The sequence below is a fragment of the Pseudoalteromonas sp. SD03 genome, from assembly GCF_040937955.1.
Classification (GTDB): Bacteria; Pseudomonadota; Gammaproteobacteria; order Enterobacterales; family Alteromonadaceae; genus Pseudoalteromonas; species Pseudoalteromonas tetraodonis.
Genome location: NZ_CP162514.1, coordinates 529,164 through 548,630 on the forward strand (window position 1 = coordinate 529,164; position 19,467 = coordinate 548,630).

Annotated in this window: 17 protein-coding genes and 2 pseudogenes; 13 read left to right on the forward strand and 6 right to left on the reverse strand. The window is 40.2% G+C overall.

Annotated features, from left to right (window positions below; all coding sequences use genetic code 11):
- The first annotated feature begins 1 nt into the window (after position 1).
- The 9 genes from ABZP26_RS02525 to galU all read left to right on the forward strand — a co-directional run bounded on the left by ABZP26_RS02525 (position 2) and on the right by galU (position 11,857).
- On the forward strand, positions 2 to 1,117 hold the full coding sequence (locus ABZP26_RS02525) for a glycosyltransferase family 4 protein (protein ID WP_290191841.1): 1,116 nt from the start codon (positions 2 to 4) through the stop codon (positions 1,115 to 1,117).
- Positions 1,114 to 3,255, forward strand: coding sequence for a bi-domain-containing oxidoreductase (locus ABZP26_RS02530; RefSeq protein WP_290187539.1), 2,142 nt, complete (start codon positions 1,114 to 1,116; stop codon positions 3,253 to 3,255). Before ABZP26_RS02525 ends, ABZP26_RS02530 begins: the two co-directional genes overlap by 4 nt.
- The gene (locus ABZP26_RS02535; RefSeq protein ID WP_290219216.1) at positions 3,252 to 5,066 is read left to right on the forward strand and encodes an alginate lyase family protein; all 1,815 of its coding nucleotides are present in this window, start codon (positions 3,252 to 3,254) and stop codon (positions 5,064 to 5,066) included. The genes ABZP26_RS02530 and ABZP26_RS02535 overlap by 4 nt, the downstream gene beginning before the upstream one ends.
- Positions 5,067 to 5,068: 2 nt before the next feature.
- Entirely contained in the window at positions 5,069 to 6,286 is a 1,218-nt protein-coding gene (locus ABZP26_RS02540) for a glycosyltransferase family 4 protein (protein WP_090494748.1), read from the forward strand.
- Positions 6,283 to 6,879, forward strand: coding sequence for a sugar transferase (locus tag ABZP26_RS02545; RefSeq protein WP_090494810.1), 597 nt, complete (start codon positions 6,283 to 6,285; stop codon positions 6,877 to 6,879). Before ABZP26_RS02540 ends, ABZP26_RS02545 begins: the two co-directional genes overlap by 4 nt.
- Positions 6,872 to 7,510 (forward strand): acetyltransferase, encoded by a 639-nt coding sequence (locus ABZP26_RS02550; protein WP_290187541.1) that lies wholly within the window; start codon positions 6,872 to 6,874, stop codon positions 7,508 to 7,510. The genes ABZP26_RS02545 and ABZP26_RS02550 overlap by 8 nt, the downstream gene beginning before the upstream one ends.
- A gap of 45 nt (positions 7,511 to 7,555) precedes the next feature.
- The gene (locus ABZP26_RS02555; RefSeq protein WP_290187542.1) at positions 7,556 to 8,731 is read left to right on the forward strand and encodes a DegT/DnrJ/EryC1/StrS aminotransferase family protein; all 1,176 of its coding nucleotides are present in this window, start codon (positions 7,556 to 7,558) and stop codon (positions 8,729 to 8,731) included.
- A 95-nt stretch (positions 8,732 to 8,826) separates the two neighbouring features.
- The gene (locus ABZP26_RS02560) at positions 8,827 to 10,803 is read left to right on the forward strand and encodes a polysaccharide biosynthesis protein (RefSeq protein WP_368485327.1); all 1,977 of its coding nucleotides are present in this window, start codon (positions 8,827 to 8,829) and stop codon (positions 10,801 to 10,803) included.
- A gap of 169 nt (positions 10,804 to 10,972) precedes the next feature.
- Positions 10,973 to 11,857: a UTP--glucose-1-phosphate uridylyltransferase GalU gene (gene galU / locus ABZP26_RS02565; protein ID WP_368485328.1), complete on the forward strand. Its 885-nt coding sequence runs from the start codon at positions 10,973 to 10,975 to the stop codon at positions 11,855 to 11,857.
- A 295-nt stretch (positions 11,858 to 12,152) separates the two neighbouring features.
- Here galU and ABZP26_RS02570 read toward each other — a convergent pair whose 3' ends face one another.
- From ABZP26_RS02570 to ABZP26_RS02580, 3 genes are all read right to left on the reverse strand, one after another.
- Positions 12,153 to 13,520 (reverse strand): MFS transporter, encoded by a 1,368-nt coding sequence (locus ABZP26_RS02570; protein ID WP_368485329.1) that lies wholly within the window; start codon positions 13,518 to 13,520, stop codon positions 12,153 to 12,155.
- Positions 13,521 to 13,665: 145 nt separating this feature from the next.
- Positions 13,666 to 15,048, reverse strand: a complete 1,383-nt coding sequence (locus ABZP26_RS02575) for an MBL fold metallo-hydrolase RNA specificity domain-containing protein (RefSeq protein WP_368485330.1) — start codon at positions 15,046 to 15,048, stop codon at positions 13,666 to 13,668.
- Between the two features lie 318 nt (positions 15,049 to 15,366).
- Positions 15,367 to 16,290: a manganese-dependent inorganic pyrophosphatase gene (locus tag ABZP26_RS02580; protein ID WP_013464036.1), complete on the reverse strand. Its 924-nt coding sequence runs from the start codon at positions 16,288 to 16,290 to the stop codon at positions 15,367 to 15,369.
- Positions 16,291 to 16,406: 116 nt separating this feature from the next.
- Between ABZP26_RS02580 and ABZP26_RS02585 the strand changes: the two genes are divergently transcribed.
- The gene (locus ABZP26_RS02585) at positions 16,407 to 16,907 is read left to right on the forward strand and encodes a hypothetical protein (RefSeq protein WP_368485331.1); all 501 of its coding nucleotides are present in this window, start codon (positions 16,407 to 16,409) and stop codon (positions 16,905 to 16,907) included.
- A 13-nt stretch (positions 16,908 to 16,920) separates the two neighbouring features.
- Positions 16,921 to 17,730 carry a bifunctional DNA-formamidopyrimidine glycosylase/DNA-(apurinic or apyrimidinic site) lyase gene (gene mutM, locus ABZP26_RS02590; RefSeq protein WP_090494734.1) on the forward strand — a complete coding sequence of 270 codons (810 nt, stop codon included), beginning with the start codon at positions 16,921 to 16,923 and terminating at the stop codon, positions 17,728 to 17,730.
- A 44-nt stretch (positions 17,731 to 17,774) separates the two neighbouring features.
- Here the strand turns inward: mutM and ABZP26_RS02595 are convergent, their stop codons facing one another.
- From ABZP26_RS02595 to ABZP26_RS02605, 3 genes and pseudogenes are all read right to left on the reverse strand, one after another.
- Positions 17,775 to 18,122 carry a four helix bundle protein gene (locus ABZP26_RS02595; protein ID WP_368485332.1) on the reverse strand — a complete coding sequence of 116 codons (348 nt, stop codon included), beginning with the start codon at positions 18,120 to 18,122 and terminating at the stop codon, positions 17,775 to 17,777.
- Between the two features lie 45 nt (positions 18,123 to 18,167).
- Positions 18,168 to 18,371 (reverse strand): annotated as a pseudogene (locus ABZP26_RS02600) (hypothetical protein); the annotation flags it as partial.
- A pseudogene (locus ABZP26_RS02605) lies at positions 18,298 to 18,564 on the reverse strand (hypothetical protein); the annotation flags it as partial. The pseudogenes ABZP26_RS02600 and ABZP26_RS02605, both read right to left, overlap by 74 nt.
- 42 nt (positions 18,565 to 18,606) lie before the next feature.
- Between ABZP26_RS02605 and rplM the strand changes: the two are divergent.
- Together rplM and rpsI are read left to right on the forward strand one after the other, a co-directional pair.
- Positions 18,607 to 19,035, forward strand: a complete 429-nt coding sequence (rplM, locus tag ABZP26_RS02610) for a 50S ribosomal protein L13 (protein ID WP_002957960.1) — start codon at positions 18,607 to 18,609, stop codon at positions 19,033 to 19,035.
- Positions 19,036 to 19,043: 8 nt separating this feature from the next.
- Positions 19,044 to 19,436 carry a 30S ribosomal protein S9 gene (gene rpsI / locus ABZP26_RS02615; protein WP_024600778.1) on the forward strand — a complete coding sequence of 131 codons (393 nt, stop codon included), beginning with the start codon at positions 19,044 to 19,046 and terminating at the stop codon, positions 19,434 to 19,436.
- Positions 19,437 to 19,467 lie beyond the last annotated feature (31 nt).

A 19,467-nucleotide genomic window follows, 5' to 3' on the forward strand; every position in this document is an offset into this window, starting at 1 on the left:
AATGAAAAAAGAAATTATTCTATTTGGTCCTCAACTATACTTTAAAAATGCCAGTTATGGTGGTGGTAGCGGTGGTTATACTCGAAATATGGAAACTTATCTTGAGGAGTTTACTTCAGATGAATTTACACTATCACCTTGCTTCCATACTGTACGTTCTACAATGAAATCAGTTTCTAATATTTTTTTCATTAGATTATTAATTGATATGAAAAGATTTTTGTTTTCTATTTTCAAAAATAAAAAAAAATTAGCTGCAGTACATATTTTAGCTCAGTATAGAAATGCCACTCCAAGGGAATTCATTATTAGTTTAATGTGCGTGGTTTTTAACATTCCTTACTTGTATGAAGTTAAAGCGGGACAGTTTGATACTTGGTACCATGATACAAATAAAATTAATAAATTGATGATTAAGTTTATCATTTCTAAATCTAGCTTAGTACTATGTGAAGGTAAAAGGTACATACCGTTTATAGAGCTATTCTTTAATAAACAATCTTTCTATTGGCCTAACTTTGTACCGAGTAAAGAAATCCCTATTGAATTCAATTCAACTTCTTATATCTTAAATGAACCACTCAAAATTTGTTTTATAGGCTATTGCTATGAAGGAAAAGGGGTTTTTGATTTAGTATCAAGCGCAGATAAGTTTCAAAGAGAGAATAATGTTGTAGTTGAGTTAAACATTGTTGGTCATGAAAGTGATGAGTTTAAAGCATTTATCGAAAGTTCAAATTTGATAATTAATTTGATTCGACATGGTAAGCAAGAGCACAGTCAAGTGTTAAATATCCTTAAGTCTTCTCATTTATTCTGTCTTCCAACAAGGCACTTGGGGGAAGGGCATAATAATTCTGTTAATGAAGCAATGATGTGCCACAAACCTATAGTTTGTACTAAAAATGGTTTTTTACCTGATATTTTAGCTCCTGGAAAAGCTATTTTTATAGAAGATCATGGTAATATTGAAAAAGCTTTAAAATACTTCATATCGGAGCCTGATAATATTAATAAGATGACTAATGATGCTCATAATTTCTTCTTGGAGCAACTGCATAGTGAAAAAGTGATACCTGTTTTATGCGATTACTATAAAGGAATGACTGAAAAATGAAGCAAATTTTGCAAGATATGGCAAAAGGCGGCTCAACTATAGTTGAAGCTCCTGCTCCTCAGGCAACAAAAAATAATGTAGTGATAAACACTACAACTACGCTCATATCTGCAGGTACTGAGAGAATGCTCGTTGATTTTGGTAAAGCTAACCTAATTGATAAAGCACGTGCCCAGCCTGATAAAGTTAAGATGGTGCTTGAAAAAGTACAAACGGATGGTTTGATGACTACAGTTGATGCTGTGAAGTCAAAGCTTGCTCAGCCATTACCGTTGGGTTACTGCAATGTAGGTGTAGTTGAAAGCGCAGGAAAAGGTGTTGAGAGTTTTAAAGTTGGTGACCGAGTGGTATCTAATGGCCCACATGCTGATGTGGTGCGTGTTGCTAAAAATCTAGTTGCGAAAATACCTTATAACGTTAGTGATGAAGAAGCTGCATTTACAGTTGTTGCCAGTATAGGCTTGCAAGGTATCCGGTTAGCTAACCCAACAATGGGTGAGTGTTTTGTTGTTACAGGTGTTGGCCTAATTGGTTTATTAACTGTACAAATGCTACGTGCCCAAGGTTGCCGCGTACTAGCAATCGACTTTGACCAATCAAAGCTTGATTTAGCTAAGCAGTTTGGCGCAGAAATTTGCAACCCCGGTAAAGGTGAAGACCCCGTCGCTGCAGGGATGGCATTTAGTCGCGGGGTTGGCGTAGATGGTGTAATTATTACAGCCTCAACTAAATCAAACGACCCCGTAACTCAAGCAGCTAGAATGAGTCGTAAACGTGGCCGTATTATTTTAGTGGGGGTAATTGGCCTTGAACTAAGTCGTGCTGACTTTTATGAAAAAGAGCTGACTTTTCAGGTTTCATGTTCTTATGGCCCTGGCCGCTATGACCCTAGTTACGAAGAGCAAGGTAATGATTACCCACTAGCATTTGTGCGCTGGACCGAGCAACGTAACTTTGAAGCAATACTTGATATGATGTCGGGTGGCCAAATTGATGTAAAACCACTAATTACGCATCGATTTAAATTTGAGAATTCAAGTGATGCTTATGACTTACTAACAACAGATAAAAGTGCTTTAGGTATTTTATTGCAGTTTCAATCTGATTCAGCAAGTCGTCATGAAAGAATCATAAATTTAAAAGCAGCACCTGAGTATCAACCCGATGATGCTATAGTCGGCTTTATTGGTGCTGGCAACTATGCATCACGTATGTTGATCCCAGCCTTTAAAAAAGCGGGTGCGCAATTTCATAGTATTTCTACTTCTGGTGGCATTAATGGTGTAATTCATGGTGAGAAAGCAGGCTTTACCGAGGCAACCACTGATACACAGACTATGATCGAAAACCCGAGTATTAATACTATTGCTATTGTTACTCAGCATAATAGCCATGCATATTTTGTTCAACAAGCGCTTAAGGCAGGCAAAAACGTATTTGTAGAAAAACCGTTAGCAATAAGTCATGAAGAGTTAGCCGAAGTTAAGATTGCTTATGATGAGGCTATCAAAGCCGAAAAAGCACCTAAGCTGATGGTTGGTTTTAATCGCCGCTTTGCTCCTCAAATACAAAAAATGAAGGAACTGTTAGCACCGATTAAAGAGCCTAAATCATTCATTATGACCATGAATGCTGGGAGTATTCCAGCCGATCATTGGACACAAAAAAATAATGTAGGTGGCGGACGTATCATTGGAGAAGCTTGTCATTTTATCGATTTAATGCGTTATTTAGCTGATAGTGAAATTGTAAGTGTTCAAGCTCGTAGAATGGGTGACACCAACGCAGTTGATATAACAGAAGATAAAGCGGCAATTATTCTTGGCTTTGCTGATGGATCATTTGGAACTATTCATTATTTAGCAAATGGTGCTGCTAGCTTTCCAAAAGAAAGAATCGAAGTGTTTGCAGCGGGTGGAACATTGCAGTTGGATAACTTTATAAAACTTAAAGGTTTTGGCTGGAAAGGGTTTAAGAAGCTTAATTTATGGAAACAAGATAAAGGCCAAACAGCTTGCTCGGCAGCCTTCATTGATTCTATAAAGAAAGGCATCACAGCACCAATAGCGGCAGATGAGTTATTTGAAGTTGCTAAGATAACCATTGATGTTGCAGAGCAGTTGCGCATACAAAAATGAATTTAATCAAAGTTAAAACAGCACTCGGATTAGGTTTACCAAACCTAGCTCGGGTGTTTGTGTATCAGTTAGGTATAAAAACTGGGGTTAATAAAGTAAAAAGTATCACCAGCAAAATTAAGCCTGGAGTTTTTTTTACCCCTTACACCGGTTCAATATCAAAAAAACAATTTAATACCCAGTGGAGCGATAAACATGCTTACTTTGGAGTTGAAAAAGCTGATTCAGCGATCCCTAATTGGCATAAAAGTTGTTTAACTAGTAAGTTATCGCCTTCTGATAAGCCTTGGTATTTAATAGGTGATTTTAGTCACCAATTAGGTGATATCAAAGGCGTTTGGGAAGCATCACGTTTTGATTGGGTTGTTTGCTTTGCTCAACAAGTAGCGACTGGAGATGAAAGTGCTTTTAGAAAAATAAATTCATGGTTAATTGACTGGATAAAAAGTAATCCTACCTATAACGGGGTTAATTGGAAATGTGGTCAAGAGGCATCAATAAGAGTGATGCATTTAGCGTTGGCTTCATTGTTATTAAAACAAACTAAAGATACGACCCCCGCATTATTAAGCTTGATAAAGGCGCATTTAAAAAGAATATCACCGACAATTATGTATGCGATTGCGCAAGATAATAATCATGGTACTTCTGAAGCTGCAGCGCTTTATATTGGTGGATCATGGCTTGTTCTAAATGGTGATGATGAAGGTATTAAATGGCAGAAACAAGGTCTAAAGTGGCTTGAAAATAGGGCAGATAAGTTAATAGAAGACGATGGCAGTTTTAGTCAGTACTCAGTGACTTACCATCGAGTCATGCTCGATACTTATTGTTTGGTTGAAGTATGGCGCCAAAAGCATAGCTTACCTCCCTTTAGTGCTGGTTTATATGCAAAGTTAAAAGCAGCTACTGATTGGCTTTTTTATTTTACAATTGTTGAAAGTGGTGATTCACCAAACTTAGGAGCTAATGATGGTGCGCGTTTAATTCCTTTGTCAAACAGTGACTATAGAGATTTTAGACCAAGCGTTCAGCTTGCTAGCGCCTTGTTTAAAAAGCAGAAAGCTTATAAAAATAATGGAAGCTATAACCTCCCTTTGTACTGGCTTGAGTTAGTCGTACCAACTTCACTTGTTTCTTCAAAAAAACATAAAGATTTTAGTAATGGCGGTTATGCTTATTTAGCATTTGAGCAAGCTGAACTGTTTTTTAACTACCCTAAATTTAAGTTTAGGCCAAGCCAATGTGACGCTTTACACGTCGACTTTTGGTTAAATGGGCAAAATATATTTCGAGACGGTGGAACATTTAGTTATAATGCTGGGCAGAAATATATTGATTATTATGGTGGAGTAAAGAGCCATAATACAATTGAGTTTGATAATCATGAACAAATGCCTCGGATAAGTCGTTTTTTATTGGGCGATTGGTTAAAAACATCAATAAAGAAAGACTTAGTAGCTTCAACTGATAAACAAGAAATTACTGCTGGTTACAAAGACCGCTTTGGTTGTACGCATTCACGAACTATTGAATTAAAGCCATCTACACTAACGATTCGGGATAGTGTTAGTGGTTTTAGGGAAAAAGCAGTGCTTAGATTTAGGCTTATACCTGCAGAATGGCAGCTTGTGGGTAATGTTCTAAAAAGTAAGCTTTGCACAATTAGTTTTTCAGCAGACATAGACTTTAAGCGTATTGATTTAACTGTTGGCTTTGAGTCCCGCTATTACTATCAAGAATCTGAAATTCCAGTGCTAGAAATTGAAATCAATGAACCTGGAATCATCATTACGGAAGTAAATTTTTAATTATGAATGTTTTATATTTTCATCAACACTTCTCCACACCGAATGGATCGACAGGTATTCGTTCTTATGAAATGGCACAGCGATTATTAAAACAAGGTAATCAGGTAACTATGGTGTGTGGTAGTTATGGTGGTGGTGAAACGGGTTTAATCTCAGATTTTATAAAAGGTCGTAGGGAAGGTATTGTTGATGGGATTCATATTGTTGAGTTTGATTTAGCTTATTCTAATACTGATGGGTTAGTAAAGCGCGCAGGTACATTTTTAAAGTTTGCAATTAAAAGTATTAGTATTGCGCTAACTTATAAGTACGATGTAGTTTTTGCAACAACTACTCCTTTAACTGCAGGAATACCTGGTATATTTGCACGTTGGCTTAGAGGCAAGCCCTTCGTCTTTGAGGTACGAGATTTATGGCCAGAATTACCAAAAGAGATGGGAGTAATTAAAAATCCATTAGTGTTAACTGCTATGTCTATACTTGAATGGTGTTCTTATCGCTCTGCTCATCGTTGTATAGGTTTATCGCCAGGTATAGTTGAGGGAATAAAAAAGCGTGGTGTAAAAGCCAGTAAAGTTGCAATAGTCCCAAATGGATGTGATTTCACAATTTTTGCAGACGATGTTGCTCCTTGGCGACCTGATGGTGTTGAAGATACTGATTTAATGGCTGTATTTACCGGTACTCACGGTTTAGCTAATGGTTTAGATGCTGCATTGAATGCAGCCAAAGAGCTAAAAATGCGCGGGCGTAATGACATTAAACTCGTTCTTGTAGGTCAAGGCAAGTTAAAAGAGGATTTGCAGGCAAGAGCTAAACGGGCAGACTTGGATAATGTCATATTTCACTCTCCAGTTAATAAAAGTAAACTTGCCGAACTTTTGAAAGGAGCTGATATTGGTTTGCAATTATTAGCTAATATCCCGGCATTTTATTATGGTACATCGCCAAATAAATTTTTTGATTACATTTCAGCTGGCTTACCTGTGCTTAATAATTATCCAGGTTGGTTAGCTGGTATGATTAAAGATAATAATTGTGGTTACGCAATTGAGCCTGATAATGCACTGGCTTTTGCTGATGCTTTAGAAAATGCGGCTGATAATAAGGAGTCTCTACCCGCAATGGGTGAAAGAGCACAAGCTTTAGCTAAGCGCGATTTTAATCGACATAACTTAGCTGATAAATGGGTAACTTGGGTAACTGGGGCTGTAAAATGAAGCGTCTCTTTGATTTTATAGTTGCTCTTTGCGCATTACTTACTTTATTACCAGTAATAATCGTTGTTGCTACACTTATCCGTTTTAAATTAGGTTCGCCTATATTATTCACTCAAAATCGCCCTGGTTTAAATGGCGATATTTTTAAAATGATGAAGTTTAGAACCATGTTAGATGCTAAAGATAAACAGGGAAATTTATTACCTGATGATCAGCGTATGACTAAGTTTGGCTCATTTTTACGCTCAACTAGCTTAGATGAATTACCAGGGCTATTTAATGTATTGAAGGGGGATATGAGTTTGGTAGGGCCAAGGCCTTTGCTTGTACAATACTTGCCTTTATACAACAAAGAACAAGCTCGTAGGCATAATGTGCGCCCAGGCATTACTGGTTGGGCCCAAGTTAATGGTCGAAATGCTATTAGCTGGGAACAAAAATTTGAGCTTGATGTTTGGTATGTGAATAATCAAAGCATGTGGTTAGATTTAAAAATTTTGTTGTTAACAGTAAAAAAGGTATTTATTCGCGATGGCATTAATGCTGATGGACATGTCACAATAGAGCCATTTAAGGGCTCTAATAATGATTAAAAAGCTCGCTATAGTAGGTGCAAGCGGTCATGGTAAGGTTGTTGCTGATATTGCTGAACAACTTGGTTTTACTGTTAGCTTTTACGATGATGCTTATCCTAAAAAAAAGCATATTGAGCATTGGCCAATTAAGGGAACTTGCGCTGACTTAATAGCCCTTAATAATTCAACTGTAACGCCTAGTAATGACGTTTTAGTTGCTATTGGTAATAACGATATTCGCCAACAAAAAATAAAGTTATTACAACAAAATGGCTTTAACTTGGCTACCTTAACTCACCCAACAGCGGTTATAAGTCAATATTCTAAGATAGCGCCGGGCACAGTGATTTTTGCAGGCGCTATTATTAACGCTTTTGCGAACATTGGTGTTGGGTGTATTATAAATACAGCTGCAGTTATTGAACATGATTGCAGTATTGGTGATTTTAGCCATATTTGCCCTAATGTAGTTTTAGCCGGTGGTGTATCTGTTGGTACAAAAAGCTGGGTTGGTATAGGTAGCCAAGTAAAACAATTAATAACGATTGGCGATAATTGTTTAATAGGCGCAGGTAGTACAGTTGTAAAAAATATGCCTAGCAACATAACAGCATTTGGCTCTCCCGCTGTCGTAATAAAAAGTCACTAAAAATACTTTGTATGATTTTTTCTATACAGAATAAATAGGAATACCATGTTAAATACCCCATTTTCTCCTTGGCCTAGCTTCACCCAACAAGAGGCCGATGCCGTAAGCCGTGTTGTTCTTTCAAATAAAGTTAATTACTGGACGGGTACTGAAGGCCGCGAGTTTGAAAAAGAATTTGCTACTTGGGCTGATAGTGAATATGCAGTTGCCCTAGGTAACGGTACATTAGCGCTCGACATAGCCCTAAAAGCGCTCGGTGTAGGCGCTGGCGATGAAGTAATAACCACACCTCGTACTTTTTTAGCGTCGGCATCAAGTATTGTAACTGCTGGAGCAGCGCCTGTATTTGCAGATGTTGACTTAAATAGTCAAGCTATCACGGCAGAGTCAATAAAAGCGGTATTAACACCTAAAACTAAAGCGGTTATTGTGGTGCATTTGGCGGGAATGCCTGCGGAAATGGACGACATAATGGCATTGAGTAAAGAGCATGGCTTTTATGTAATTGAAGACTGTGCACAAGCGCATGGTGCAAAGTATAAGGGTCGCTCGGTAGGTAGCATAGGCCATATTGGTGCGTGGAGCTTTTGCCAAGATAAAATTATGACTACAGGTGGTGAGGGTGGCATGGTTACGACTAACTCTAAAGAGTTGTGGTCATCTATGTGGAGTTATAAAGATCATGGCAAGAGTTTTGATGCTATTTACAATCGTGAGCATCCACCTGGCTTTAGATGGTTACATGAAAGTTTTGGCACAAACTGGCGCATGACTGAAATGCAAGCTGTTATAGGCAGAATACAGTTAACACGAATGGATGATTGGAGTGCAAAACGCCAAGCTTATGGAGCATTATTAGATCAGGCAGCAAAAGGTTTCAGCTGTATTCGCTTAGTTGAAGTACCTGACTATACTAAACATGCTGAATATAAACATTACATGTTTGTTAAACCTCAGCAATTAGCTGATGGTTGGAGCCGCGATCGCATAGTTAATGAAATTGTTGAACGTGGCGTTCCTTGTTTTCAGGGGAGTTGCTCTGAGGTTTATCTTGAAAAAGCGTTTGATAATACAGCATGGCGACCAAGTAAGCGTTTACCTAATGCGGTTGAGCTGGGTGAAACATCAATTATGTTTTTAGTTCACCCCACACTGACCGAAACCGAAATGGCTAAAACGGCACAAGTAATAAAAGAAGTATTTGAGCTTGCATCTAAATAGCAATAACAGTTTCAGGTGTAGTTTTTTGTACTTATGATATTAAATAAATTTTGTATAGCTCTAGAGCCTAGAGTCTTGTATTAAAGGAACTTGTTTTGGATAGTATTATCCGTTCTATTATTAACGCCTCACGTGCAAAGAAACGAATAATTACGTTATGTATTGATTCGCTTTTTATTATGTTAGCTTTTTGGTTGGCGCTTATTGTAAGGCTCGACAGCTTAGAGCCTCTTAAAAGTATAAATAATTGGTTGTTACTAGCATTACTTATCCCCACAAGTTTGAGTGCATTTATTAAGTTAGGTTTATACCGCGCTGTACTCAGGTATATGAATTCACAGGCTTTATGGGCAATTATACTTGGTACATTAATTACTACAGTAAGCTTAGTGTTATTAGCATTTTTTACTGGCATAAATATACCGCGTACTATGCCATTTATATTTGCTTGGTTATGTTTGCTTACAGTAGGTGGTTCACGCATTTTAGTGAGGGCCATTATTGGTAAAATAATGACGAATAATAAAGAGTCGGTCATTATCTATGGAGCAGGATCGGCAGGCCGGCAGCTTGCAACAGGCTTAAATGCAGGCCCTGAGTATTTTGTAAGTGCTTTTATAGATGATGATACTGCCAAGCATGGCTCTATTGTACAAGGTATACCTGTAATTGCTTTTAAAGATGTTCAGGAACTAATTGAAAAGCGCAATGCCACTAAAGTGCTTTTGGCTATGCCTAGTGTATCTAGAGCAAGGCGAAAAGAGGTTTTAGCTCAATTAGAGCCGCTTTCAATTAAGGTGTTGTCTGTACCTGGTATGGCCGATGTTATTGAGGGTAAAGCGCAGCTTTCTGAATTTAGAGAGGTTGAAATTGAGGATTTATTAGGCCGAGACCCTGTAACTCCTAAAACCGATTTAATGGCGGCTAATATTACTAATAAAGTGGTTATGGTTACAGGCGCAGGTGGTTCTATAGGCTCTGAGTTGTGCAGACAAATTATTAAACAAAATCCCGTAAAAATAATTTTATTTGAACGCAGTGAAATTGCTCTATATTCAATAGAAAAAGAACTGTGTGAATATGTTACTCATAATCAACTTTCAATAGAATTAATACCTATTATGGGTTCCGTGCAGCGTATTAACCGACTTGAAACTGTGATGCTGGCTTTTGGTGTTCACACGGTTTATCACGCCGCTGCTTACAAGCATGTACCACTTGTTGAGCACAACGTAGTTGAAGGGGTGCGTAATAATGTATTTGGTACTTATTATGCGGCAAAGGCAGCGGTAAATGCTAAAGTAGAAACCTTTGTACTTATATCGACCGACAAAGCAGTTCGCCCTACCAATGTTATGGGAGCAACCAAGCGAATGGCTGAGCTTGTTTTACAGGGGTTAGCTCAAGAGCAAGGCGCTAAGCATAATACACGCTTTTGCATGGTGCGCTTTGGTAACGTACTAGGCTCAAGTGGCTCTGTTGTACCTTTATTTAGACGTCAAATAAAAGAGGGTGGTCCAATAACATTAACTCACCCAGACATAACTCGCTTTTTTATGACCATACCTGAAGCCGCACAGCTTGTTATACAAGCAGGTGCTATGGGCAAAGGGGGCGATGTATTTGTTCTCGATATGGGCGATTCAGTTAAAATTAAAGATTTAGCCACTAAAATGGTCAGGCTATCTGGCTTTGAAATTAAAAGTGAATCTAACCCGCATGGCGATATCGAAATACTTTGTACAGGGTTACGCCCAGGTGAAAAACTCTTCGAAGAGCTATTAATAGGGGATAACGTAGGGCAAACAACTCATGAACGAATTATGACTGCTAATGAAGTGATGTTACCGCTTAGTGAGCTTAATGTGTTTATAGACGCGCTAGATACAGCCTGTCATAACTTTGATCATGAAAAGATTCGCCAATTACTTCTCGATGCGCCAACTAGCTTTAATCCGACTGATGGGATTTGTGATTTAGTATGGAATGCTAGACATGAAAATTTCAAAGAGCATAACAGTGGCTGCAATGTAGTTAACTTACCTAAAACTGGTAAAGGCGCTATGCTTTAATAATTTATCAGTTAGTTATATCAAAACACCGAGTTAGCAACTCGGTGTTTTACTTTGTGTAATATTATGCACCTATAATTTATTCTTACCTTTAGCTGATTCAGGCTGTATATATTTAGCTATGCTACTTTTGTAAGCAAATATACTCACTTATATTAAAGGACTATTTGTGAAAGCTGTAATTCCTGTTGCCGGTTTAGGCACCCGTATGTTGCCAATGACTAAGGCAATCCCTAAAGAAATGCTCCCCTTGGTTGATAAACCGCTTATTCAATACATAGTAAATGAATGTGTGGCGGCGGGTATTAAAGAAATTGTGCTCGTGACACATAGCTCTAAAAATGCCATTGAAAATCATTTTGATACCAGTTTTGAGTTAGAAGCCACGTTAGAAAAACGCGTAAAACGTACCCTACTTGAAGAAGTACGCTCTATTTGCCCACCTGATGTAACCATTATGCACGTTCGCCAAGGTGAAGCTAAAGGCTTAGGGCACGCTATTTTATGTGCCAAGCCAATAGTTGGTGATAGTGACTTTGTTGTGGTTTTACCCGATGTAATTTTAGATGCTTATACGGCAGATCAAAAAACTGAAAACTTAGCGGCGATGATCGCACGTTTTAAGCAAACCCATGCCAGCCAAATTATGTTAGAGCCCGTTGCTATTGAAGATGTAAGTAAGTACGGCATTGCTGATATTAATGGTGTAGAGCTTGCTGCTGGTGAAAGTGCAGCAATTAAAAAAATGGTTGAAAAACCAGCCGCAGAGGTTGCACCTTCAAACTTAGCCGTTGTTGGTCGTTATGTTTTAAGTAAAAATATTTGGCCATTACTCGCTAAAACTCATGTAGGCGCAGGCGGTGAAATACAGCTTACAGACGCGATTGATGCATTATTGGCTATTGATACGGTAGAAGCGTTTCATATGAGTGGTCGCTCACATGACTGTGGCGATAAACTCGGTTATTTAAAAGCGATTGTAGAATACAGTATGCGCCATGAAACGTTAGGTGGTGAGTTTACTGAATATATGAAAGAGTTGGTTAAAGGGTAACGGGCGACGGGCATCGGGTAACGAGCTACGAGCTACGAGCGACGGGGTATGGGCATCGAGCAACGGGTTACGAGCGACGAGCTTCGGGCCTCGAGCCTCGAACCTAAATCCTAATACCGACGCGGGGTGAACCCGCTGCTACAGGTATAAAAAAACACCGCGTTTGATGCAAATGCGGTGTTTTTATGTTTTTCTGATGCCTTGAACCTTGAACCTTGAACCTTGAACCTTGAACCTTGAACCTTGAACCTTGAACCTCGAACCTCGAACCTCGAACCTTGAAGCTAGCACCCTTTTAAGCCCGACCTCGCAGCGCAGAAATACAACTTGCCAGCATGACAAACCCTAATGACATTTTAAATGCCAATGAAATGGTGCTCATTAGTGCGTGGCTATTTTGCGCTGAGAAGGTGCTGTCACCAAGGTAATAATGCACAATTAAGTTGATTAAGCTCATGCCAAATAAATTACCAATAGTGCGTGATAAGTTCATTGAGGAAGACGCCACACCTAGCTCACTTTTATCCACCGCTCCCATAATGGCATTGTTGTTGGGGGTCGAAAATAAGCCAAACCCAATCCCTAATAATAACAGTGAGCCACTAATGTAAGCGGTGCTTGAACTAACCGATAACTGGGATAACAGGAAAAATCCAACCAGAACAATTACACAGCCTAGCGTGGCTAGTAAGCGTGGTTGTATTTTATCGGCAAGTTTACCTGCTAGGGGCGCCATGATAGCCATTGAAACCGCTTGTAGTAATACTATTTGTCCTGCATGTGCGGGGCTTGATCCTTTTATATATTGCAGGTACAAACTTAACAAAAAGGCCAGTGAAAAGTTACTGGCATACATGAGAAACGAAGTAGTCAACGATAGGCTGAACACACGACTTTCTAAAAACATTTGTACTCTAATTAAGGGGCGCCGACTGCGACTTTGGTGAACAATAAATAGCATTAAACAAATGATTGAAAGTGTGGTTAATAGCCAGCCAGCTACATTTGGTAAATCACTTAATCCTAATACTAAGCACAGTGCAAAGAGCGAGAAAATAACCATGCCCCACCAGTCAAACGGCGATTTTTTATCGTTTTTCCATTCGCCATTTAAAAACAGTTTAATGGCAATAAGCAGCATAAGTACCAGGGGAATTTGCGAGTAAAACACGGCGCGCCATCCCCATATTTCAGTGAGCCAGCCACCAACCGCAGGCGCTGCACTGAGCCCTATGTACACACACGCCGCAGAGATGCCCAGTGCCATTCCGCGTTTATTATCAGGTGTTACAGAGGTGATAATGGCAACGCCTATACCAAAAATCATGGCGCCTGCAGCCCCTTGTATAAAGCGCCAAAAAAGCACCCACTCAATAGAGTTTGCTAACGCACACATTAGCGAGGCCAGTGCATTTAAGCCTAAACCAAATGCATACACGCGTTTGCGACCATAGTTGTCTGCTATTTTACCGCACGGCAGCATAAAGATAACGCTACTGAGTAAATACAAGGTGGGCATCCACGCAATCATTTTTGCGCTTGCGTGTAAATCTTCAGCAAGGTCGGGAATAGCGATATTAACGCCTGCCATGCCAAGCGGTCCAATAATAGAGCCGCTACAAACGATAATAAGTGCAATTGTAGTGGGGGGGAGATTAAACAAGAGGTATCCTTTTATTTATTAGCCTTAAAATGATACGTGAATATACTTGCTTGTACAGGATTTAAAGGGCAGCGGGTTGCGGGCGACGAGCGGTGGGCAACGGGGAGCGAGCTACGAGCCTAGAGCTTAACACCGAACCTCGAACCTATCCCTTGCCAATTTCTACCGTCACCTCATCTCCCAATATTTCTCTGTATTTTGCTGCGAGTGCATTTTTAGCGTCATCATCGCCGTGAACTATTTTTATATGGCTGGGCTTTTTGCGCATACCGGTTACAAATTTGATGAGACCTGCTTGATCAGCATGAGCACTATAACCGCTTATAGTGTGTATTTTGGCGTTAATATTCACCCTAGTATTATTTATCAACACATAGCCATTTTGTGGGCCATAGGTTTGTATATCGCGACCCAGCGTGCCGCGCCCTTGGTAACCTACAAAGAGTACATCGGTGGTTTTGTCGGTTAAAAAGCGCTCTAAGTAATTAACTATACGCCCGCCGGTGCACATACCGCTTGCAGCTAGAATAATTGCAGGTGTTTGGCGGCTGGCTAAGTAATTTATTAACGCTAAGTGCTCGCTATGGGTGTTTATTGTAGTGAGGTTTTCAAAGTCGAGTGGATGACGACCTTTGGCTACTTTTTTTTTGGCTTCTTCATCCCATAAATATTTAAATTTTCGGTATTGCTGAGTAAAGTTAGCTGCCATGGGGGAGTCAAGTATTACTTGTATTGTGCGCCAAGGTGAGTTTTTAGCAGAAGCATGAACAAGTTGTTCAAGTTCGTATAACAGCTCTTGCGTGCGGCCAATACTAAAGGCAGGCACAAGAACGATGCCGTTGTCGGCAACAGCGCGTTCAATCACGTTTTTTAAGGTTTGCGTACGTTGTTTACGACCTTGGTGGTTTTTATCACCATAAGTTGACTCTATCACTAAGGTATCGGCTTTATAGGGCGCTTTAGGTGAGGGGAGTAAAGGCGTGTAGGGCGCCCCTAAATCACCAGAAAAAACCACTCTATGATTATTGCTCGCTTTATAAGGAGGCGTGCTTATGTCTATTTCTACATAAGCGGAGCCTAAAATATGCCCTGCTCGTTGTAGTCGGGCTTTCGCTGTGTGTTCACCTTTGCAAGGAAGCTCAAACCAAGCTTTAAAGTCTACAGCTACAACTTGTTGTTTAAGTAGCCTTAAGCAGGTATCTATTATTTTTTGATCTCGCGTAACGCCCACTTTTAATGCATCTTCAATGACTAAAGGCAATAAGCTTGCTGATGCAACAGAGGTAAATATAGGGCCTTTAAAGCCAGCCATCAGTAAATAGGGAATTCGGCCAACATGATCAATATGGCAATGGGTAACTATTAATGCGCGAACAGTGTCTATATTAAATTCAATATTAAGATCATCAACTGAGTCTTCGCCCTGAAATAGTCCGCAGTCAATTAGAAAAGAGCTTTGGTCGTTTATTATCAGCTGGTGGCATGAGCCTGTTACGCCATTAACTGCTCCGTGGTGAAGTATGTGCATTTTATGTCCTTATGTTTGGCTGCGGGCCACGGGTTACGGGTTACGGCTCGAAGCCCGAGCCTAGCACTTAGAGCCTAACGCCTTTATTTTATCGATAAATATAGCAGGTATTTTAATGTTGGTGGGACTTCATACCGTAACGGGCGGGCAGCGTGCCACGAGCGACGAGCCTAGCAACTAACATCTTGAGCCTAATACTGACGCGGGGTAAACTCCCGCCTACAGGTATAAAAAAACCTTGCGATATTAACCGCAAGGTTTTTAAATTTCTCGAACCTCGAACCTCGAACCTCGAACCTCGAACCTCGAACCTCGAACCTAGCTCTTAAAAGCGTCTTGTAGTGGTGGTACTACTTGCTTTTTACGGCTCAATACGCCGTCTAGCCATACTTTACCGTCTTCTGGTTTTTCACCATAAGCTTGCTCAACAAGGCTGGCATCGTCTGATGCAATCAGCATTTGTGAGCCTTCTTTCATAATGTCAGTTAGTAGTAAAAATACTGAATGACGACCGCCTTCTTCTTTAAGCTTGGCGATGTCGGCTTCAAGATCGGCTTTAATCTCGTCAAATACTGCAAGGTCAATAACTTCTAACTGACCAATACCAACAAGGTTACCGTTCATGTTAAAGTCTTTAAAGTCACGCATTACTAAATCACGTACAGGCGTATCTTCAACGGCTGATTTAACGCGGAACATGTCCATGCCTAGTTCTTTAAAGTCTTCAATGCCTGCAATTTCAGCAAGGGCTTCAACACATTTAATGTCGGCAGTGGTACAGGTTGGCGATTTAAAAATAACCGTGTCACTTAAAATAGCGCAAAGCATAATGCCAGCAATATCTTTAGGGATCTCAACGTTGTAGAAGTCATACATCATCTTAATGATGGTGTTTGAACAACCAACAGGGCGGATCCAGCATTCAAGCGGAGTTGATGAGGTTAGGTCACCTAATTTATGGTGATCTACCACGCCAACAACGCGAGCTTGGTCGATATCATCAGGTGCTTGGGTTTTTTCTGTGTGGTCTACAATATAAACGTCTTCGCCAGCGTAGCTAAGTTTTAGCTCAGGGGCTTCAAAACCGAATTTATCTAAAATAAATTGTGTTTCAGGTGACACTTCACCTAGGCGAGTTGGGATTGCTGGCTCATCAATTTGGTTTTTTAAATACGCCAGTGCAATTGCACCACATATTGAATCTGAATCTGGGATTTTATGGCCCACTACATACATTGACATGACTAAACTCCTTAAAATTTGCCGATATTCTAGCAAAGTATCCAGCTTTTAACATATAGACAGTGCAATTAAGTTTTAGCTAAACTTGAAAACCTTATATAAATTAGGAACTGCATATGCGATTAAGCCGCAAAGGTTGGAACAATGTTATCATTTTTTCTATGTTGATCATGATCTTCTTTTTAAATGGTCTTCATAAAAAGATTGGATCCGATGAAACGCAGGCGCAACTGCAGCCATTACTTCCTGTGCAAAGCTTTGTGTTAACACTTGAATTTAGCGACCAAAAAATTGAGCGTATTGGTACAAGCTGGCGTACTACTGCTTTAATCAAAGAGGTACCGCTTAGTTGGCAAGGTTCAGAGCAGCAACTTAGTGAGCTTGTTTATTTATGGCAAAATACAGCGTTAATGACGACAGCCACACCTGATGCGCTTGATATCAATAAGCCGTTATCGGCAGCAACGTTTGAACTCGCGGGTGAGCCCCTACCTTGGGTATACTTATTATATGAAGCAAATGGTCAGTATTATCTACTCGAGAAAACCAGTCAGCGACTATTGTTGCTTGATTTAATCACTGCAAAGCAATTATTTCCTAGTTTTACCTTTTCATAAGTGAGTTTTATAAATGCCTGAATTACCAGAAGTAGAAGTTAGCCGCATGGGCATTACCCCCCATGTGCTAAACCAAGTAGTTACTAAGGTAAATATTCATAATGCCAGTATGCGCTGGCCTGTGCCAGATGAGGTATACCAACTTGAGGGGCTGGTGGTTAGCAGTATTGAACGCCGCGCAAAATACTTACTGTTAGAATGTGAGCTTGGGGCGGCTATATTGCACTTAGGGATGTCGGGGAACTTGCGCGTTGTAAATAAAACCGAACCACTTAAAAAACACGACCATGTTGAGTTTATTTTAGCCAACGACAAAGCACTGCGCTTAAACGATCCACGCCGCTTTGGTTGTTGTTTATGGCAAGCCCCCAATGAAGAGCATAAGTTACTTGCTAAATTAGGCCCTGAACCACTCACTGATGACTTTTTTGCTAAACGTGTTTATGAGCAATCACGTAATAAAAAAGTGCCTGTTAAACAGTTTATTATGAATAACGCCGTGGTGGTGGGGGTTGGTAATATTTACGCTAACGAATCATTATTTAAAGCAGGTATCGATCCGCGAAAAGAAGCAGGTAAGGTAAGCCTTAAACGCTACCAAGCGTTAATCCCAATTATAAAAGACACCCTAGCCGCAGCAATTACTCAAGGCGGCACAACGCTGAAAGACTTTGCCCAAAGTGACGGTAAGCCAGGCTACTTTGCGCAGCAGCTATTAGTGTATGGCCGAAAAGGCCAACCTTGTGTAAATTGCGAGAGCGAACTAACTGAAATTCGTCTAGGGCAACGCAGTACCGTTTTTTGTGAGGTGTGTCAGAAGTAGAGAATAGCTGTCAGCTGTAAGTTTTCAGCTGTCAGTAAGAATGGTTACTCACTTGTTTTTATTTTTGCTATCAAACTTGTTAGCATTTTTGACAGCTGGACTATTTCATTTAGCCAAGACTTACCTATGTCGGTATCAATATAGTTAATATCGATGCCAATATATATTTGGGTTCTTGCCTCAGCAAGCGAAGAGCGAGCGATATCTAAAAAGCGTGTTTTTTCTTTATCACTCTCTCTTGTCATGCCCTCAGCTATATTACTAGGAACAGATAAACCAGAGCGTGTTAATTGATCTCTAAAGCTAAAGTCTTTAATTAGTTGTGTATTTCTGTAAATATCAGCGCTAAGGCGAGCTGAGCGCTTCCATACATCTAAGTTTTCAAAGTTCATAATACAAAATCCTTATGCTCAGTTTTTATCCTAGTTGATATTTTATTAACTACAAATATCTATTTTCAGCAAGGAAGTATTTTCTGTTGACTCTAAAGTTATAATTAGCTTTTCTGACCGCTGACCGCTGACCGCTGACCGCTGACCGCTGACCGCTGACCGCTGACCGCTGACCGCTGACCGCTGACCGCTGACCGCTGACCGCTGACCGCTGACCGCTGACCGCTGACCGCTGACCGCTGACCGCTGACCGCTGACCGCTGAGTAATAACTTTTCTTGAGGAAAAAACAACCGGCCGGTAGCAATGTGATTTAAGTGCTGGTATACTCCCGCGTCTGCCACGTTGCGTTCTATGTCCTCATATAGTTTAGCCACTTGTGAGCGGCGCAAAAGTCTAAAACTCGAAGGGGTTGTAGCAAACTTAGAGCGGTAGTTAAACATAACTACCTGTGGTTTTAATTGAAAAACATTGGATTTTTATAAATGAAAACGTTTGTTGCTAAACCAGAAACAGTAAAACGTGACTGGTACGTAGTTGACGCTGAAGGTAAAACTTTAGGTCGCATCGCTACTGAAATCGCTCATCGCCTACGCGGTAAGCATAAAGCTGAGTACACACCGCACGTAGATACTGGTGATTACATCATCGTTATTAACGCTGAGAAAGTTACTGTTACTGGTAATAAATTCAAAGACAAAGTGTACTATGCTCACTCTGGTTTCCCAGGTGGTCTTAAGTCTACTACTTTTGATAAACTTCAAGCTGCAAAGCCTGAAATGATCATCGAAAAAGCTGTTAAAGGCATGTTGCCACGTGGTCCTTTAGGCCGCGCTATGTACCGTAAACTTAAAGTTTACGCGGGTACTGAGCACAATCATGCTGCACAACAGCCTCAGGTTCTAGACATTTAAGGAGCACTATCATGGCAAATCAATACTACGGTACAGGTCGTCGTAAAAGTTCAAGTGCTCGCGTATTCTTACGCCCAGGCACTGGTAACATCGTAATCAACAAGCGCTCTTTAGAAGAGTACTTTGGTCGCGAAACAGCACGCATGGTTGTTCGTCAAGCTCTTGAGCTTGTTGACATGACTGAAAAGTTTGACTTACACATCACCGTTGCTGGTGGTGGTACTACTGGTCAAGCTGGTGCTATCCGTCACGGTATCACTCGTGCACTTATGGAGTTTGACGAGTCATTACGTCCACAACTTCGTAAAGCAGGTTTCGTTACTCGTGATGCACGTAAAGTTGAACGTAAGAAAGTGGGTCTTAAGAAAGCGCGTAAGCGTCCACAGTTCTCAAAACGTTAATTTTTACGTTATCAAGAATTCAAAAACCCAG

Coding starts and splice junctions, on each gene's coding strand:
- ABZP26_RS02525 (WP_290191841.1), top strand. CDS start 2: ATGAAAAAAGAAATTATTCTATTTGGTCCTCAACTATACTTTAAAAAT.
- ABZP26_RS02530 (WP_290187539.1), top strand. CDS start 1,114: ATGAAGCAAATTTTGCAAGATATGGCAAAAGGCGGCTCAACTATAGTT.
- ABZP26_RS02535 (WP_290219216.1), top strand. CDS start 3,252: ATGAATTTAATCAAAGTTAAAACAGCACTCGGATTAGGTTTACCAAAC.
- ABZP26_RS02540 (WP_090494748.1), top strand. CDS start 5,069: ATGAATGTTTTATATTTTCATCAACACTTCTCCACACCGAATGGATCG.
- ABZP26_RS02545 (WP_090494810.1), top strand. CDS start 6,283: ATGAAGCGTCTCTTTGATTTTATAGTTGCTCTTTGCGCATTACTTACT.
- ABZP26_RS02550 (WP_290187541.1), top strand. CDS start 6,872: ATGATTAAAAAGCTCGCTATAGTAGGTGCAAGCGGTCATGGTAAGGTT.
- ABZP26_RS02555 (WP_290187542.1), top strand. CDS start 7,556: ATGTTAAATACCCCATTTTCTCCTTGGCCTAGCTTCACCCAACAAGAG.
- ABZP26_RS02575 (WP_368485330.1), bottom strand. CDS start 15,048: ATGCACATACTTCACCACGGAGCAGTTAATGGCGTAACAGGCTCATGC.
- ABZP26_RS02580 (WP_013464036.1), bottom strand. CDS start 16,290: ATGTCAATGTATGTAGTGGGCCATAAAATCCCAGATTCAGATTCAATA.
- ABZP26_RS02585 (WP_368485331.1), top strand. CDS start 16,407: ATGCGATTAAGCCGCAAAGGTTGGAACAATGTTATCATTTTTTCTATG.
- mutM (WP_090494734.1), top strand. CDS start 16,921: ATGCCTGAATTACCAGAAGTAGAAGTTAGCCGCATGGGCATTACCCCC.
- ABZP26_RS02595 (WP_368485332.1), bottom strand. CDS start 18,122: ATGAACTTTGAAAACTTAGATGTATGGAAGCGCTCAGCTCGCCTTAGC.
- rplM (WP_002957960.1), top strand. CDS start 18,607: ATGAAAACGTTTGTTGCTAAACCAGAAACAGTAAAACGTGACTGGTAC.